Source organism: Desulfomonile tiedjei (assembly GCA_016212925.1).
In the GTDB taxonomy this organism is placed as follows: domain Bacteria; phylum Desulfobacterota; class Desulfomonilia; order Desulfomonilales; family Desulfomonilaceae; genus JACRDF01.
This window is the reverse complement of the sequence record JACRDF010000052.1, coordinates 258,599-276,499: the sequence shown is the minus strand read 5'-3', so window position 1 is coordinate 276,499 and position 17,901 is coordinate 258,599. Positions and strand designations below refer to the sequence as shown.

At 55.9% G+C, this 17,901-nt stretch carries 13 protein-coding genes; 8 read left to right on the top strand and 5 right to left on the bottom strand.

The features are described 5' to 3' along the window. Positions 1-45 precede the first annotated feature (45 nt). The 6 genes from HY913_24490 to HY913_24465 all read left to right on the top strand — a co-directional run bounded on the left by HY913_24490 (position 46) and on the right by HY913_24465 (position 6,661). On the top strand, positions 46-1,776 hold the full coding sequence (locus HY913_24490) for an acetolactate synthase catalytic subunit (GenBank protein MBI4966462.1): 1,731 nt from the start codon (positions 46-48) through the stop codon (positions 1,774-1,776). Further along, the gene (locus HY913_24485) at positions 1,773-2,528 is read left to right on the top strand and encodes a 3-oxoacyl-ACP reductase (GenBank protein ID MBI4966461.1); all 756 of its coding nucleotides are present in this window, start codon (positions 1,773-1,775) and stop codon (positions 2,526-2,528) included. The genes HY913_24490 and HY913_24485 overlap by 4 nt, the downstream gene beginning before the upstream one ends. Before the next feature lie 67 nt (positions 2,529-2,595). Beyond that, a complete protein-coding gene (locus HY913_24480; GenBank protein MBI4966460.1) occupies positions 2,596-3,543 on the top strand; it encodes a tripartite tricarboxylate transporter substrate binding protein in 948 nt (315 codons plus the stop codon). Between the two features lie 64 nt (positions 3,544-3,607). Continuing rightward, positions 3,608-4,072: a tripartite tricarboxylate transporter TctB family protein gene (locus HY913_24475; GenBank protein ID MBI4966459.1), complete on the top strand. Its 465-nt coding sequence runs from the start codon at positions 3,608-3,610 to the stop codon at positions 4,070-4,072. Between the two features lie 12 nt (positions 4,073-4,084). Continuing rightward, positions 4,085-5,590, top strand: coding sequence for a tripartite tricarboxylate transporter permease (locus HY913_24470; protein ID MBI4966458.1), 1,506 nt, complete (start codon positions 4,085-4,087; stop codon positions 5,588-5,590). A 363-nt stretch (positions 5,591-5,953) separates the two neighbouring features. Next, a complete protein-coding gene (locus HY913_24465) occupies positions 5,954-6,661 on the top strand; it encodes a GntR family transcriptional regulator (protein ID MBI4966457.1) in 708 nt (235 codons plus the stop codon). A 355-nt stretch (positions 6,662-7,016) separates the two neighbouring features. On the opposite strand, the gene HY913_24460 is transcribed toward HY913_24465, so the two are convergent. Beyond that, entirely contained in the window at positions 7,017-7,220 is a 204-nt protein-coding gene (locus HY913_24460) for a hypothetical protein (protein MBI4966456.1), read from the bottom strand. A 293-nt stretch (positions 7,221-7,513) separates the two neighbouring features. Here HY913_24460 and HY913_24455 point away from each other — a divergent pair, with 293 nt between their 5' ends. Both HY913_24455 and HY913_24450 read left to right on the top strand, forming a co-directional pair. Next, positions 7,514-8,905 (top strand): UTP--glucose-1-phosphate uridylyltransferase, encoded by a 1,392-nt coding sequence (locus HY913_24455; protein ID MBI4966455.1) that lies wholly within the window; start codon positions 7,514-7,516, stop codon positions 8,903-8,905. Positions 8,906-9,044: 139 nt separating this feature from the next. Next, positions 9,045-10,424, top strand: a complete 1,380-nt coding sequence (locus tag HY913_24450; GenBank protein MBI4966454.1) for a phosphomannomutase — start codon at positions 9,045-9,047, stop codon at positions 10,422-10,424. On the opposite strand, the gene HY913_24445 is transcribed toward HY913_24450, so the two are convergent. The 4 genes from HY913_24445 to HY913_24430 form a co-directional block, all read right to left on the bottom strand. Beyond that, complete coding sequence (locus HY913_24445) at positions 10,414-11,535, bottom strand: hypothetical protein (GenBank protein MBI4966453.1); 1,122 nt, start codon at positions 11,533-11,535, stop codon at positions 10,414-10,416. The genes HY913_24450 and HY913_24445 overlap by 11 nt on opposite strands. Positions 11,536-12,422: 887 nt before the next feature. Continuing rightward, the gene (locus tag HY913_24440) at positions 12,423-12,836 is read right to left on the bottom strand and encodes a Zn-ribbon domain-containing OB-fold protein (protein ID MBI4966452.1); all 414 of its coding nucleotides are present in this window, start codon (positions 12,834-12,836) and stop codon (positions 12,423-12,425) included. A 183-nt stretch (positions 12,837-13,019) separates the two neighbouring features. After that, on the bottom strand, positions 13,020-14,180 hold the full coding sequence (locus HY913_24435; GenBank protein ID MBI4966451.1) for a thiolase domain-containing protein: 1,161 nt from the start codon (positions 14,178-14,180) through the stop codon (positions 13,020-13,022). Between the two features lie 438 nt (positions 14,181-14,618). After that, positions 14,619-17,702, bottom strand: a complete 3,084-nt coding sequence (locus tag HY913_24430; GenBank protein MBI4966450.1) for a DUF748 domain-containing protein — start codon at positions 17,700-17,702, stop codon at positions 14,619-14,621. Positions 17,703-17,901 lie beyond the last annotated feature (199 nt).

Sequence of the window (17,901 nt, the reverse complement as noted above, 5' to 3'; positions counted from 1 at the left end):
ATGACCTTCATTCCAGAGCCCGAGGAGCAGGTTAAAACCATGCCAATGCCAAAACCGCTTTCGGCCCCCGGCTTTAATCACGCCAATACCATTGCGCACGCGATCGTCCGAGCCTTGCAGCGCCACGGCGTCAGCACGACTTTCGGACAAAGTCTGCCCACCATGTTTCAGCTCGCGGCCGAACAGGCAGGCATGAAACAAATTGCCTATCGCACGGAAAATGCCGGCGGCTGCATGGCTGACGCCTACGCCCGGCTATCGGGAAAGCCGGCGATCGTTACGGCGCAGAATGGCCCGGCTGCTACGCTGCTGGTCGCGCCTCTTGCCGAAGCATTGAAAGCCTCCGTGCCGATCATTGCGCTGGTCCAGGACGTCAACCGCAACCAAACCGACCGCAACGCGTTTCAGGAATTCGATCACACGGCTCTTTTCTCCCCGGTTACAAAGTGGGCACGTCGCGTGACGGAGGCTTCCCGCGTCGAGGACTACATCGACCAGGCATTTGCAATCGCCTGTTCAGGCCGACCCGGTCCCGTCGCCCTGATGCTTCCAGCCGATCTGTTGCTCGACCAGGCGCCCTCGGGCCGGCGCAAGGCATCGCTTGGACGGTTTCCGCTGGATCGCGCGGTTCCCGCGCAGGAATCGATTCAACGAGCGGCGAAGCTGCTTGCCGCCGCGAAGCGTCCCGTCGTGATAGCCGGCGGCGGCGTACATATTTCCGCCGCTTGTGATGCCCTGGTCCGCCTGCAGGAGGAGGCCCATCTGCCAGTTGCGACAACCGTCATGGGCAAGGGAGCCGTTGACGAACGACATCCGCTGTCAATCGGCGTAGTCGGCTATTCTATGGGTCCCAACAGTGCAACGCGACACCACCGCAGGCTCATCGCCGAAGCGGACGTCGTTTTGCTCGTCGGCAACCGCACGAATCAAAACGGGACGGATTCCTGGCAGCTCTATCCCAGGGACGCCGCCTATATCCATGTCGACATCGACGGCCTGGAGGTCGGCCGCAACTACGAATCACAGCGCCTTGTGGGAGATGCGCGCCTGACGTTGAACGCCCTTGCGGATGCCCTCGGGACGATGGACCTGTCGGAGCGCAAAAACCGGCGCCCGGAAATCGAACATGCCATTTCTTCCGGGCGCGAGTCCTATCTGAAAGAATCTTCCGAAGTTCGGAATTCATCTTCGATTCCGATTCGCCCGGAGCGAATCATGTGCGAGCTGCAACGGCATCTCACGCCGGAGTCTGTCGTAGTTGCCGATGCCAGCTATTCTTCCATATGGATCAGCAACTTCCTGACATCGCTTCGCGCCGGGATGCGTTTCATTACCCCGCGCGGCCTGGCGGGTTTAGGGTGGGGCTTGCCCATGGCCCTTGGCGCAAAGATCGCCAGGCCGGGGTCGGAAGTCTTCTCCGTCGTTGGAGACGGCGGCTTCGGCCACGTTTGGTCGGAGATGGAGACGGCGGCCCGCATGGACATTAAGGTGACAATACTTCTGATCAACAACGGCATTCTGGGCTATCAAAAACATGCGGAAAACGTGAAATTCGGCGCGCATACCTCCGCGGTGCAGTTTCACGCGGTCGATCATGCGGCAATCGCGCGCGCCTGCGGATGCGACGGGATTCGCGTCACCGATCCGAGCGAGCTTAGCGCCTCCCTTGCCCACGCCAGGAAATCGCCCCTGACTACATTGGTTGAAGTAATCTGCGATGAGAACGCGTTTCCCCCGATCACGGCCTTCACGCCGGAAGCCGAGGTGAAGTCATGAGCAAAAAGCGCGTTGCGCTCGTAACCGGCGCCGCCAAGGGAATCGGTCTGGCAACGAGTCGCATTTTGCTGGCCAACGGCAACCATGTCGTGATGGTGGACTGCAACCCGATCGACGCTGAAGGGTTGCTCCGCGAAGATCATCTTTTGCGGGTGACAACCGCGGTCGTGGACGTTGCGGACCTTAACGCCGTCAGGGACCTGAAAGAGCGCATCGAAGCAGAAATTGAGCCGGTGTCCGTTCTGGTCAACAACGCCGGCATCTCGCCAAAGCGCCCTGACGGCTCCTCTTCCGGGATTCTCGACGTGACCGAAAACGAGTGGGCACAGGTCATACACATCAATCTTACCAGTGTCATGCTGTTGTGCCGGCTGTTCCTGCCCGCCATGAAGGCCGGCGGTTTCGGCCGCATTGTCAATCTGGCGTCGCTTGCCGGCCGGACCAAATCAGTGGTCGCCGGTCCGAGTTATATGGCCTCCAAGGCCGGGTTGATCGGGCTTACCCGCGCTATCGCCTCGGAGATGGGGCCGTTTGGTATAACAGCCAATTGCGTCGCGCCCGGGCGCATCCTGACCGATATGGCGCGGCAGGCGGGCCCGGAAGTAAACCTACGCTATGCTGAAAAAATACCTGTGCGGCGGTTGGGAACACCGGAAGAAGTCGGGGAAGCCATCGCCTTTCTTTGCGGAGAGCAGGCCGGATTTATTAATGGGGCCATTATCGACATCAATGGCGGTTTCTTTATGCCTTGAGGCAGGTCCCCATTGAAAATGAAACATAGTGCAAAGGATCCTGAAAGGAGACATCATGTCAAAGATCATGAAATCATTGTTTGTTTTCGGAGTGCTTGTCTTTGCTGCAACGGGATTCGCTCTGGCCGCGGGTTTCCCGGACCACGAAATTACTCTGATCGTTAACTACGGCGCCGGCGGAAATACTGACGGGGCCTCGCGCGCACTGGGTCAGGGGATGGAAAAGGCGCTTGGAAAGCCGGTGATTGTAGAAAACCGGCCGGGGGCATTCGGGACCCTCGGACCATCGTATGTCGCGCGTCAGGCGGCAGACGGCTATAATGTGGGCGTCGTCACTTACTCGACCATAGCCATAACTCCACATCTTATGAAGGTAAACTATACTATCGATAACTTCGATTTCATTTACGGTTTTGGACGTTATCGTTATGGCGTGGCCGTGCGAAGCGATTCTCCGTACAAAACCATCAAAGATCTCGTAGCAGCGGCAAGGAACGGCAAAAGCATGTTTTTTGGCGCCCCGTCGGCCCCGAACAATCTTGCCTTGTTTGAGCTGGGCCGCCTGACCGGCGCCAAATTCGAACAGGTATTCTACAAATCCGGGGCGGAAACGGTCACCGCGCTACTGGGGGGGCAGGTAGAAGTTATCGTGCAGAATCCGTCCGATATTTTGCCGCATGTGAAAAGCGGAAAAATGCGTTTGCTGGCGTCCGCAAGCCCCGTGCGTTGGCCCGAACTGCCTGACGTGCCGACCGTGAAGGAGCAGGGCTATCCAGTGGAAATCGATTCCTGGCTCGGGATCGCCGTACCGAAAGGCACTCCGCCGGACGTGATTGAGAGGCTCGCCTCGGCGGCCGGCACCACAATGATGGACTCGGTGGTGCGCGATAACCTCAACCGGATGGGTGTCGATCCCGCAAACCTGAGCGGCAAAGAATACAGGGACACCCTCAAGCAGGGCTATGAAAAAATGGGTAGCGCCATCAAGGCCGCCAATTTGCCGCGTATCGACTGAATATGAGTTCATGATCCGGTATAAGGAGGAGGAGCGGCACGCTCTTCCTCGGAGAAGAATAAACATGGCAGTGAGGGTTCGAAATCAGAAGGATTTCTGGGCGGGAATCTTGTATGCGGGTTTTGGAGCGGCGGGGCTGGCCATAGCCCGACACTACAGCCCGGGTACTTCCGCACGGATGGGGGCCGGATACTTCCCGACGCTGCTGAGCGGCTTGCTGATGGTTTTCGGTATGATTGCACTGGCGCGCTCGTTCCTGCGCGATGGGGAGCCGATAGGCAAGCTGGCATGGAAACAGTGCCTGATCGTATGCGGCGCTGTGGTGGTCTTTGGCCTGCTGCTGAAAGGGGCGGGGCTTCCTGTCTCACTGGCGGCGCTGATTCTGCTCAGTGGACTGGGAAGCGGCAAGTCCCGCATCGATTTACGTACAGTTGCGGTCATGCTTGGTCTGATCGTATTCTGCGTGCTGGTCTTTATCAAAGCTTTGGGCGTTCCGATACCCCTGCTAGGCTCATGGCTCGGCAGGTAGCGAGGATCAACGATGGAGTTGCTGGACCACCTGTCGCTGGGCCTGCAAACATGCATGAGTTTGAGCAACCTTCTCTACTGCCTTGTCGGCGTCATCGTCGGCACCGCGATCGGGGTCTTGCCCGGATTGGGACCGGTGGCGACCATCGCCCTGCTGCTGCCAATGACCTTTGGCTTGAAGCCGGTGTCCGCGCTCATCATGCTCTCCGGCATCTACTACGGTGCGCAGTACGGTGGATCGACGACCTCCATCCTGGTAAATCTTCCGGGTGAAGCCTCTTCGGCGGTGACAACCATCGACGGCTACCAAATGGCGCGCCGGGGGAACGCGGGTAAAGCACTGTCGACCGCCGCAATCGGCTCCTTTATCGCCGGAACGACCGCAACCTTCGTCATCGCACTGGCGGCGGCGCCGCTTGCCGAGATGGCCCTCAGATTCGGACCGGCAGAATACTTTTCCTTAATGGTGCTCGGCCTGGTCATGTCGATCGTGCTGGGCGCCGGCTCGCTCCTCCACGCCGCGGGTATGGTTGTCCTGGGGCTGCTGCTCGGGCTGGTGGGAACAGACGTAAACTCGGGAACGGCCCGCTTCACTCTGGGTTTCCCGGAACTGATGGACGGCATCAATTTCGTAGTCATCGCCATGGGTGTCTACGGGTTGGGCGAGATAGTAGCCAACCTGCAGCACGAAAATATAAGGGAGCCCATACCGACCAAGGTGAGCGGCTTTCTGCTGACACGGGAGGATTTTAAACGCATTTTGCCGCCGGTGGCGCGTGGATCGGCGATCGGGTCGGTGCTGGGTATTTTGCCTGGAGGCGGCGCCTTGTTGTCATCCTTTGCATCCTATGCCCTCGAGAAAATGGTATCCAAGACGCCGGAGAAATTCGGCCGGGGGGCCATCGAAGGCGTGGCCGCGCCGGAATCGGCAAACAACGCCGGCGCGCAGACCTCGTTCATTCCAATGCTCACCTTGGGGCTCCCTTCCAATCCTGTCATGGCCCTTATGATCGGCGCGATGATCATCCACGGCATTCAGCCCGGACCATCGGTCATGACCGAACAGCCGGCGCTGTTCTGGGGGCTCATCGTCTCGATGTGGATGGGCAATCTGATGCTGCTGGTGCTCAATCTGCCGCTGATCGGGATTTGGGTGAGGATGATAGCGGTACCCTATCACCTGCTCTATCAGGCAATTCTGGTGTTCTGCGCAATCGGCGCCTTCGGGCTATCCAATAGGACTTTCGATCTTTACCTGATGGCGGTCTTCGGTTTCCTCGGCTACATTTTTCGCAAGCTGGGGTGTGAACCCGCGCCGATGATGCTCGGTTTTATTTTGGGACCGATGATAGAAGAGTACTTGCGGCGAGCCTTGCAGCTCTCCAGAGGGGACCCGATGGTGCTGGTCACCCGGCCGGTCAGCTTGGCCATGCTGTGTGTGGCGCTGGTTGCGCTGCTGGTGGTAATAAGCCCGAGGATGCACAAAAAACGGGAGGAAGCATTCCAGGAGGAAGTCTGAAAGGTCTCGCCACCGGGGAAAGGGGTCATCGTCGTCATGCTCCGCTTACAACCGGCGGCCAATTACTGTTTCAGACCGGCCGGCTCTTTTTTTTTATATTTTTTATAATTTGTTTCTTGTCATCAGCTTCTCCGTGCTCATTGTAGTATTGTATTACATGAAAAGGGTCGGTATTGACGTTGCTGGAGTTGGCCGCCGGGGCCGAAGCTGCCGCGCTTGAGTTCATCGGGCCCGGCAAACCGGCCCGGATTTCCCGTGCTTGAAAAGTTAGACAGCGCGGCGGACAGCCAAACTCGAGTTCGACCCAACCCATTTGAAAATCAGATCGCCCGATTCACGCCGAACAGGGGAATTTTCGAAATCATGAAGGCAGAGCTAACACCGCTACCACGAGAAAATATAACGGCCAGGATTTATCGGCAGATGAAAAGCCGGTTGATGACCGGGACCCTGAAACCTGGCGATACCCTAAAGCTGCGTTCGATAAGCGAAACGTTCGGCACCAGCCAGACACCGGTCCGGGAGGCTTTATTACAACTCGTATCGGAGCGGGCGTTGGCGATGTCGCCCGGAAAATCCATAACTGTACCTATTTTGGGCAAAAATAGACTCCAGGAACTCCGTGACATTCGGCTTTGCTTAGAGATGCTGGCCACCGAACGAGCGACGCCGCTCATTACCGGAGCGGAAATATCGAAACTTCAAAAGATCCATAAAAAAATGCACGGAGATAAACTCAAGGAAGAGAAAGAGGGCGTGCTAAGCAACAACTGGGAATTCCATTTCGTTTTATATCAGGCGTCACGCATGCCGGAACTCCTAGCCATTATCGAAGGGCTGTGGGCGCAAACCGGTCCGTCGCTTTCCTATCTTTATCGCAAACCATTTGTGCATCTCTACGACGAGCACCCTCACCTGCAACTCATCGAGGCCCTCAAGCGGCATGACGTGCCGGCGGCAGTCGCGGCCATTAAAAAAGACGTAGCCGGATACGGCGCTGCTTTGATGGATCGCATGTTCGAAGTGGTTCGCGATGAGGCCGGCAGCCAGAGGTCAGGTCTACACTCTTGACAATGCGCCGTCGCAAAGCATGGGGCGAGAGGCTTCGCTTTGTCAGGAGTGTAGGTTTGACCCCTCGTATTTTCGCCACGTTTCCGCGGATATTCCGAGGAGCTTATTGATGCGGAGCTGGCCGGCGTCGGGCGCACCCGCGCCGGGGCTGCAGGGGGCGCCCCGATCCTGTCGAAGGGGACGACCCGGGGCGCTTTGGCGACGAAGAGCTTGAAGCTTTCGGCGTCGGCCAAGGCGTACTTTTCGGCCCATTTGCGCTGCGCTGGCGTGATTTTGCCTTCTTTCAGCGCCACAAGGACCAGGTCGTCCCGGTCGCGCTCGGCCAGTCTGCGCTTGAGGGACGCGACTTCGAGCGTCAGGTCGGCGTTTGGCGCAGGGCGTGTATGGTCGCAACCGCCTCGCTTTTTCCGGCTTCCATGGAAAGCCCCAGGGCGTCCAGCACTTCCTTGCAGGCGACAGCAGCGCCGCCTTTTGGCCCTTCGACCGCGCCGATCACCTCTTCGGTCCCGGCGGTCTCCGGAAGCTCGACCAGTTTGGCAATTTGCTTGAGTGATTCCACTTCGCATCTCCTGTCAGTGTTTGGTAAGAATCCCCCCTGCCCCCCTTTAGAAAAGGGGGATGAATTAAGTCCCCCTTTTCTTGGGGTTGTCAAGTATAACAACCAGTTTTTCAACGGGGTGACGAAAAGATCTGCTTTCGCTAGAGATGGAAAAACGCAAACTGGGCCACTACCCAACGGCGTTCATCGTTGCCACGAATCGTATGGACTGATATAGTCTCGGTTACGTGCATGCGTGTCCGGTTCGCTAGGGATGACCTTTTGCGGCCGTCGCAATTACGATCGAGGATAAGATGAGATTGGAGGCCATAGAAGATCGGATCAGGCGCAAGATGGAAGGCAGAGCTATCAGCTCGGGCGCTGTGGATCGGTTTCTGGACATGCTCCGGCATGTCTCGGAAGGAAATTCCGGCTACATGCCGTTGGATTCCGTCGCGACGCCCGATCCGAGCCGGTTGTTGGACGCGCAGTCCGAACTGAAGGATCTCCCGGGACTGGAGGAGCGCGGCGAAAAGTTACTGAACAAAGTCGCGGTCATCAAGCTGAATGGGGGCCGCAGCACCACCATGGGGACGCGGGTCCCCAAGGGAATTCTGGAGGCCAAGAACGGACGATCTTATCTTGAAATCATCATAGGCCAAATCGCGTCAATTAGAAGGAAATGGCGCGTGGACGTGCCGCTGGTTCTCATGAATAGTTTCTTTACACATGGTCCGACCATGGAAATTGTGAACCGGCACAACATTTCCGCGCTGACCTTTGTCCAGAATCAGGTTCCTCGCCTGGTGGAAGACACCTTGGCGCCGCTGGAAACGGGGACCGACGAAGACTGGGTGCCGCCGGGACACGGCGATGTCTACGAAAGCCTCAGAACAACAGGCTTACTGCGTAACCTCAGGGAACGGGGATGCCGCTGGGCCTTCATCAGCAACCTGGACAATCTGGCGGCCTGTCTGGAACCGTGGATAATCGGCCTGCTCGACCGTCACGAAATTGAATTCCTATTGGAAGTCACTGACCGGACTCCCGCTGACCGGAAGGGTGGGACCCTGGTGGTCAAAAACGGACGCCTCGATTTGCTGGAGATTGCCCAAGTGGCGCCGGCGGAGCGGGACGATTTCATGGACATCGACCGATTCCGGGTTTTCAATACCAACAACGTCTGGGTTGATTTGGAGGCGCTCGACCGGGTGTTGCAAGAGAGATCGCTCAATCTTCCCATAATTCAAAACCATAAAAGCATTGACGGAATAAGGGTCGTCCAGCTTGAAACCGCAATGGGAGCGGCAATTGGGTCGTTTCCCCGCTCTCGCGGCCTGAGGGTGGGCAGAGACAGGTTCTTTCCCACCAAAAAAGTCAGCGATCTTTTCGTGCTTCAATCAGATGTGTGCATACTGGATTCCATGTCCCGGTTGCAGAGGAATCCCTTGCGTCCCGCATCGCTTCCATTAGTCCCGAAAGTCTATTTTGGGGATGATTTCTTGGTATCTCCTCATAAGCTTGGAGAACGTTTCGAGGACCCGGCGTCAGTGTCAATGGTCCTGGCTTCCTCGCTGGAGGTGAGAGGACCGGCTTATTTCGAGCGGGATGTTCGGATCGAAGGGGAGGTTAAAATTGACGCGCGGACCGGTAAGAACTGCCGTATCCCACGCGGGAGCGTTCTGCGCGACTGCAATTATCCGTAGATTGATTTCTCGCGGGAGGCGTGCCTTCACTCTTCACCCTGGCAATGACGCGATTTCCTGAGACTTACAAACATCATACCATCGGACAATTTTTCCTGGGCGACCGGCATAAATTAATCCGGATAAAACGGGAGGGGTCATGGCAAATTCTGACAAAAAGGCGTTGAGCAGCTTTAAAGCATACGACATACGCGGGCGCATCCCTGGCGAGTTTAATGAAGAGATGGCCTATAAGATCGGCAGGGCCTACGCTTCCATGCTTTCCCCATCGAGGGTATGCGTCGGCCGCGATGTGCGGCTCTCCAGTGAGGCGATTTCAGCCGCGCTTACAAAGGGACTGAACGTCCAGGGATGCGACGTTGTCGACATCGGCCTTTGTCCCACCGAAGAAGTCTACTTTGTCACGTCGCACATGAAACTTGGCGGGGGCATCATGGTGACGGCCAGCCACAATCCGGTGGACTACAACGGCATGAAACTGGTCAAGGAGGAGTCCCGGCCTATAAGCGCTGACACGGGATTGAAGGACATAGAGCAAATGGTTCTGGCTGAGGCTTTCAAAGCGGAGTCCGCGAAAAAGGGTTCTGCTCAGTCAATTGATACCAGAGACGCGTACGTGGAACATCTCCTCGGTTACGTTGATCCGGCGAAGATCGCCCCACTCAAAGTCGTCATGAATTGCGGAAACGGATGCGCGGGTCCTGTGATTAACAAACTTGAGCCCAGACTGCCTCTGGAATGCATCAAAATGTTTCCTGAACCGGACGGAAGTTTTCCCAACGGCATTCCGAACCCAATTCTTCCGGAGAACAGGGGGGTCACCGCGGAAGCCGTTATTTCGAACAAGGCCGACCTGGGGATAGCCTGGGATGGCGATTGCGACCGGTGCTTCTTCTTCGACGAAAAAGGGCAGTTCATTGAAGGGTACTACCTGGTCGGGTTCCTGGCCAAGGCCTTTCTCAGAGGCCGTCCCGGCGCCCGGATAGTTCACGATCCAAGGCTGATATGGAACACGGTCGAGATGGTCCGGGAAGCAGGCGGAATCCCGGTCGTCACCAAGGCCGGCCACGCCTTTATTAAGGAGAGAATGCGTCAGGAAGATGCTATTTATGGCGGTGAAATGTCAGCGCACCACTATTTCAGGGACTTCGCATACTGTGACAGCGGTATGATTCCATGGCTTCTTCTTGCGGAATTGATCAGCGCTGAAGGCAAGCCGTTTTCGGAACTCATGCGAGCTAGAATGGAAAAATACCCGGTGAGCGGCGAGATTAACCGGACCGTCTCCGATCCACATGGGGCCATGGCCGGGATCGAGACCAAGTACAAAAATTATGCTTTGTCCGTCGACCATATCGACGGCCTGAGCATGGAATTCAAGGACTGGAGATTTAACCTCCGTCCTTCAAACACCGAACCTGTCATACGATTGAACGTGGAAACCAGGCAGAACAAGGACTTGCTGCACGAAAAGACCCAGGAACTATTAGCGTTGATAGAGGCCCTAGCTAGAAATTGATGGCGCCTGAGAACCCCACATCGAAGCTATACTGGGTCAGCGTGGACGTCCCGCTTGCCGACGACGAGAAGGGCTCCGGTAAGGCAAATACGAAGAAGAACAGGCTGCTTTGACCGTTTAGGTTCACGTCTCCGGAGCCGCGTATTCTCAGCCAGCTTCCTTTCAACCACGCATTGAGACTTATCCGGTCGGTAACGGGAAAGCTTGATTCCATAATTCCTTCAAGAAAAAGCCCGGTCTTAGAGAAAGCATACTCGGCCTGTTCCGAAATATCCTGCCGTCCCAGAAAGGGGACCAAGAAGTTGAAGTAGGTGCCGCCGTGATTGAGGTTGAGAGGCAACCTCAAACGACCGCTGGCGAGCCCTGCTATCATCGTTCCCTTGAAATATGGGCCGAGGATTTCACAGCCGATGTACGGGATCGTAAATCGAGCATCGAAGTCACCGCCATAATCCGGAAAACTGAACGTTTGAATTGTGGGGAACGGAGTGAAGACCAGGAGTCCGTAACTGGGGATAGGCTCAGGATCGGAGAACCGCACGGTGGTGCGATCGAATTTTATCCCCGCGACAAATGCAAGGTTTTGAGCAATTCTGCACGAACCACCTAATTCATACTGAGACCACTGGAGCCTCGATCCCGTCCAATCCCACGCCTGGGGAGGAATCTGCCCGATGGCGGGACCCTCACTTGCCTGAAATCCTATGGTTCGCGGAACGTTCGCCGAAATGCTGCCAAAAAAATTCAGCGTCGGTGTGATCCTGGTATCGACGCGGATTCCCCCGACCAGGAGGTCGGCGTGCTGTATCTTGGCATCCAACGGATACGAGTCGAGAAGGGAGCCATAGTTGGGGAAGAGCAAAAAGGGGCTGAGCACCTGGGTCGGTGGGATGTTGAGATTGAAGTTGAGTCCAAGCGCTTTGTAGCCCAGTTTGACCGTGGGCCAGATACTGATGTCTCCTACGTTCAGCCCGGGAAACGAAGCTTGGCCTGTCCCCACTGGCGACCCGCCTGAGAGGAACGAAGAAGAGGTCACATCCTGGGCAAAAGCCGGCGCAAGACATGTGACAATAATAGCCAGGGCAATTAAAATGGCCCAGTGCCTCGTCATAACGCATACCCCCATACAATTAAACCATGGGATAAGAAGACCCTACCCTTCAGGTGGGTTTCTCATTTCATGGAAAATACAACTTAGAGTTATTCGCGTGTTTGTTAGCATAAGCTTGGGCTCGGTGCAAGCGATTCTTCCTGCGAGAGCAGTGCGAATGAGTGGTGTTCATGCCGAAGCGCGGTCATGTTAGTAACATCTATAGCAAGTGTTAAAAGCAATGTCCCGTTACGAAAAGCGCCTCTTGGAAAATGGTAGGTGCCGGCCTCCGTGCCGGTACGTGTTTCGGATATAAGACAACTATAGGAGTTCTCGAAAGTTATCACGAATTGACTCCTGGGTGCCACGGACCTGGGTTCCGCCAGGTCCGTGCCGGCGTTTTTGTAAAACAGTAAGATTGTCCCCCGCATTGAACACCAAATTGAAAAGCGAGCCGACGGTACGGTAAGGCTGGGAATCTTCCGAGTTATCGTGGCGATAGAACCGGCAGGAAGCACGGACCTGGCAAGGCCCAGGTCCGTGGCACCCAATACAAAAGGCATGGTTTGACAGAAGGGGCTACTATATAGTGATTCTCAAAAGTTTTCGCGGAATGAAGTCGCACTGCTGGACAAGCCAGCAGTGGCACCCACAATTCAATCCGTGATTACTTTCGAGAACCGCTATAGTTGTTCCCAAAAGCTCTTCCCGAATGAGGTCGCCTGCGTTGGCGGGACACCCGCGAATAAATCCGTGTTTACATTCGGGAACTACTATTAATGGAGACTTTGCGGGAATGCCAAATTACCAGACTTGCGTCACGGCTCGATAGGGCGGGACAAGGACCGGAGGGGCTTGGCAATACTGTCCGGAAGCCGTTCTTTGGGGAACGGCCTCCGGACAACAGTTCAGGCGGCTGTCAATTCGTAGCTCAGGCGGTCGTTTTCCAGGTTGACGGTTTTGATCTTCACTTTCATTCCGGGCTTAATCGCGTCATCGCTAAGCGACTTGTCCAAACGGCCGAAAACCTTTGTCCCATCGGGGAATTCAGCCACACCCAGCACGTACGGGGCGTCCTTTTCGAACCCTGCGGGAGCGAACATTGCCTTGGTGAACGTAATAAGAGTGCCTTCGCCCGTGACAGCGTACCATTCCATGTCACTGCTCAGGCAGACGTCGCAATCGCTTCGCGGTGGAAAGAATTTCGCGCCGCAACGCATGCACACAGTCCCTCGAAGCTCGTTGTCTTTCAAAAAATCGATGAACTGTTCAGCTTTCGTGGTCCCGGTGAAGCTTATGATACCGAATTGTTCGAAGCCCATGTTTCTTTCTCCATTAAGCTCTTCACAAAATCGCCGGCTGGCAACTGTCTGACTGGATCGATACGCAACTCCGAAGGCATCCCCCAGCGAGTTACATAATATGGGAGTTTTTTGGGGAGGGGTCCGGGGAGGCCCTTTTTTGCAAAAAAGGGCCTCCCTGGTCTTACTCTGCCATTTTCTCCCTCACTCTGCCCCAAAAATGCTCACGTTGCCGTAGATTCCGACACCGCCGATATTATGGACGAGTCCGATTTTTGCGTTGGGGACCTGCATTTCACCGGCTTCCCCCCGCAGTTGTAGAATTATGGTTCTGATTTGGGAGCCCCCTGTCGCTCCGATAGGGTGTCCCTTGGAAAGGAGCCCACCGTCGACATTCACGGGTATTTTGCCTTCCTTATAAGTTTCTTTGTTTCGGATAAGTTCCTTGCCCTGGCCGGGCTCGGCAAAGCCCAGGTCTTCGTAAGCCATCATTTCGGCTATGGTGAAGCAGTCGTGGACTTCAGCCACATTTACGTCCGAGGCCTTGATTCCGGCCATGTCGTAGGCCCTTTTCGCGGCCAATTGAGCGCATCTCAGCCCGCTGAATGTATCCCGCCCGGACATATTTATCGGGGCGGTGGCCATACCCAGGCCTTTGATCCAAACCGGCTTTTGGCTCAGTTCCTTGGCCTTCTCTTCTGAAGCAAGAATAATGCATGAGGAGCCGTCAGCGTTGGCGCAGCAATCGAACATTTTCAACGGCGTCGCTATATATTTTGGTTCGAGGACTTGCTCAAGGGTAACGGCTTTGCGAAACACCGCCTTGTCGTTGATCTGCCCGTACGTGGAGGCTTTGACTCTGATCAGGGCCAGGTCTTCCTCTGTGGTGCCGTATTGGGTCATGTGGCCTCGGGCGAACATGGCATAATAAGCAGGCATCATTGTTCCAAAGGGCGCTTCCCACTGGATGTCTGCTCCTCGGCCCATCCTTTCTTGCGACTCCGCGGAGGTGATCTCGGACATCTTCTGAAACCCCAGGATGAGCACCACGTCATGGAGTCCCGAAGCGATCAATGCATAGGCGGTGCGCAGGCCGCTGGAGCTTGAGGAGCACACGCTTTCAACATAGAAAGTGGGCTGCGGATTCAGCCCCATGTACTCCGCCATGAGCCCGGCGGGTGTTCTTTGTTTGTCGTATTCCGGTGCAGAGCACACCACCGACGCATCTATTTGCTCGGCTTTGAGTCCCGCATCCAACATAGCGGCCCGGTAGGCCTCAAACGCGAGTTCTCGGATGGAACCCGGGTACGATCGCACGAAAGTGCTTTGCCCAACACCGATGACAGCGACCCTTGGTTTCGCCATTTACTTCTCCTTGTATCGGGATGGAAAGTTTTTCAGGCGCGATTGGGATTTCAATTCGTTATAGTGAACTTCTCACGCTGCAAACGTTTATGTTTTGTGAATATTATCATGTGTGGACATGAACATCAACGGCGGATTTGCACAACGTTAACTGGGCGCTGTCCCGGTCAGATCATGGACTCCAATAATGAACGATCTCCTGCACTGCCGGACAAGCGGCAGAAACTGGGTCAAAACTGAGAATTTCACCCCAAGGTCGGTACGGGTCCCGCGGGACGCGGGATGAACCGCCTGGAACCAGGGCGCTTCTCGAAGCGCCCCTACCCTGAGATCCGTCCATTTCAGGGTCTTGAGACAGTTTCAGCAGTGACACCCATCCTTCTCACGTCTCGTTTAGTTAGTGCCCGGGAGGCTCTGCCTGGGAACAAGAACGCCACATCAGTTCATCAGGGATTTCAGCCGTGTGAGAGTTCCTTTCTCCACCGCGGTCTCCAATACAGGGGCGACGTTTGGCGAAGACGCCGGCCCCTTTAGCTTCAGGATCATCGTTACCGGGGTTTTTACCACTTGGGGAGGCTGGCCGGGCTTTGCTTCCTTTGTATCACCAACGTCTATGCCGATTCGTTTCAGTTCCTTGTCAAGCCCGGTTGCTGCGAGGAGGCCCTCGTGTTTTTTAACGAATTGCTTCACCGCGGGTATTTTCCCGAGTGCGTCGCCCACCACAGTTACCGTGTGAATGCCGACCAGCGCGTCCAAGTCCATGGACGTCAAGCGCAGACTTCCTATCACGCCACACCCCAGATTAGGCCCTTTCAGTGTCAGATTGTCCGTCCGAGCCGTTCCCGAGGCTATCTGGAAATCTCCTGCCAGAGACTGGAATTCCAGGGGATCTTTCGCCTTGTCCGGGGATTGAGGGTTTATCAGGGTCCCAACCAAGAGTCGCGTCTGATCTAGTATGCCTCGGAGTCGGTCCGCTTTGATTCTCCCCTGACCAACATACGCAGAGACCCGGCCGTTGAGGCTCTCCACAGAACCGATCCCGTTCAGGGCCCCTTTGAGTTTCAGTGGTCCTTCAACGGCCCCGGAAAGGTTGCCGGTCAAATCGGGAACTTCTACCGAGGTGCCGTCCAGTTCAATGGTCCCTTTCATTTTTTCAACGGCCCAACCAGCCTTGTCCGGGCGATAATCCACACCCAATAGACGAATAGTCCCAGCGGGAGCCGCTCCTTTCTGGATAGGCTTTATGCTCAGTGCGGCTTCAATCGGCCCTGACAGGCCCATACCCGCGGCTGCGGGGACCAGCCGAGCTACATCTTTCAATTCGGTCTTTTTCACGTTGAGAGTTATGCCACGGAAATTTCCCGCGGCATCTCGCAGCATTCCGCTAGCCGCAACGTGGAGCCCGGGCATGGTCAAGCGACCGTTGGTCAGCAATAGCTCATCTCCTACAAATTTACCGGAAGCGCTCAGAGAGCCGTTCACTCCGCCTGGCTTTCTGAAGGCCTGCTGAATGGTTATGTCCAGATGAGTCAATGGAACCTCAGCGGTCCAGTCCAAGTTGGGCGGGAAACCGCTAAAGGAGACCTTCAAGGGAGCGCTGCCGGATACAGCGACCCCTGCCGGGGTCTCGATACCTCCCAGATCAAGCAGTCTTTTGTCCAGAACCACCGTCCCGTTCGCCTCGATCCGAGGTGAAGCCGACCCCACCCCGTTGGCAGACGCCTTGGCGGTCAGAAGGTCGCCGGCCTCCGATCCCCGCCTCACAGCGAGGACAGCGTCTTTGAAATCAAAAGCGCTTCCGTTTGTAAGGACTCTAGAATCCAACTGAACAACAGCGCCCGACATCCAAGGCGCTTTGGGGGTCAACCGGAGATTCACACCAGCCATGCTCAGGCGAATCAAGGCTTCGGGTTTCTGCTGGCGGACCTTGCCGTCCCGACTCGGCAGAAATTTCCCTTTGAAGGATAGGGTCGCTTTCTTCCCCGGCTCCTTGCGAAAAGATTGGTTCCACTTGATGGATGTCCCCGTAAGGTCTCCGGTCAAATCCATCCACAGTTGGTCCGCGTCGCCTCTTACGAGTCCTCGAACGGGGATCACGCCGCCGATTTCAAGGGTTTTCGGGATCTGAATGCCGAATCCTTTGAGCCAATGTGGCTCCACAGCCACCTCCCCCTTCAGGTCTATGCCGGGGTTCGGTGAAAATGGCTTGGTGACTTTACCCCCTATGGACGCAAGCCTGGTGGCCCCAAAGACTTCCATATTTTCCAGGAGTAACAGTTGAGGATTCACCTTGATGTGCGCCCATAACCGCAAGTGCTTGGCGATGCCTTTGATGCTTCCAGTCGGGGCTGCATCTTCCACCCCGAGAGCGCCTCCTACCAACCAGTCTTTGCCCGTGGTCCATTCTCCCTTGAGGCTGCCTTTGACAACTCCTTGAGATGGATCGAGGGGAATCTGTGCAGGCAAATGTGCTCTGATAAAACTTAATGGAAGAGAAGCCGTCTCTGCGGTCCCACGGATTTCTTCAACTGATGACAAATCTTCGGCCGCTACCAACTCTGCTTGGAGGCCTACTTGCGCGTGCCCCTTGTTTGCGGCTTTCAAGTCCAATTTACAGGTTATTCTGGGCCGCTGTGCGTCTTCCCACGAAAATCGGCCGCCAACCACGGCCGAGTCGAATTCCCTGAAAAGGGGCGTTGATGCCGGGAGTAACGCATGGAAAGGCTTGAGTTCCAATGATTCCCCCGAAAGGTCGATCTGCCCTCCTATTACGCGTGACAAATCGCTGTTCGCGGTGATAGTTCCTCCGATCTTGACCGCCCCGCTGTTTGCTTTGTCCACGCTGATCAACGCGGCCAGGTTCACAGCGAAGGAATTCCCCTCGTTCCGGCGAATCAGAGAGCCATCAAGTCCGTTGAGCGAGACCACTACTTCCCTGCCTGGGACAATCTGCCTGTCCGCCCAGTCGATTCGTGCATCCACCACCTTGACCTTATTCACGGACCACCGAAAGGTGCCGGCCTTTTCCGCAGGTCTTTCTTCAGGTCCGGCTGCTTGCGTTGCACCGGTGGGCGGGGCATCGACCCCGCCGTCTCCTTGAGTCTGCTTCTGTGCCGCCAATCGCGAAGCGGGTTCCGATGTTTCCTTGTCCTCGCCTTCGCGAATATGATCCACCGAGAGTCTCAATCCCTGCACGGTGATCGACTCCACCGATACCTCGCGGTTCAGCAACGGCCTTAAAGCCGGGGACAGTACCACCTTATCGGCTGAGAGGATTCTTTTTCCTCGTGGGGAATTGACCGAAATCCCCTCGAAACTCAAATGAATCAAACTGGGAAAGGAGGCAGAGATCTTCAGGGCCCCCAAAACAACTTCATGCCCTATCAAGGCCCCCAGCTTTTCCTGGACGTTGTTCCGGATCAGGTCGCTTTCCGGGAGGAAGCGGACAGCTACCAACGCGGTAGCTGCAATCAAGGCGATTAGGACTAGTAATACGGATAATACCTTGTAAAAACGACGCATCTATTTGACTCCGCGTTGCTGGATATCAATACGACTCGTTCCGGTCAAAGACGTTCTGCTGGATAGCCGATAAGAATCGAACACCTACGCTACATGCCCGTAAGTGCCGGCACCCTCGAAGAAGAGTGCGGACAACTTAAGTTCAGTTGACCACTGAAATACGGATCGGTTCTTCCCTTGAATGAAAATACATCCGGAC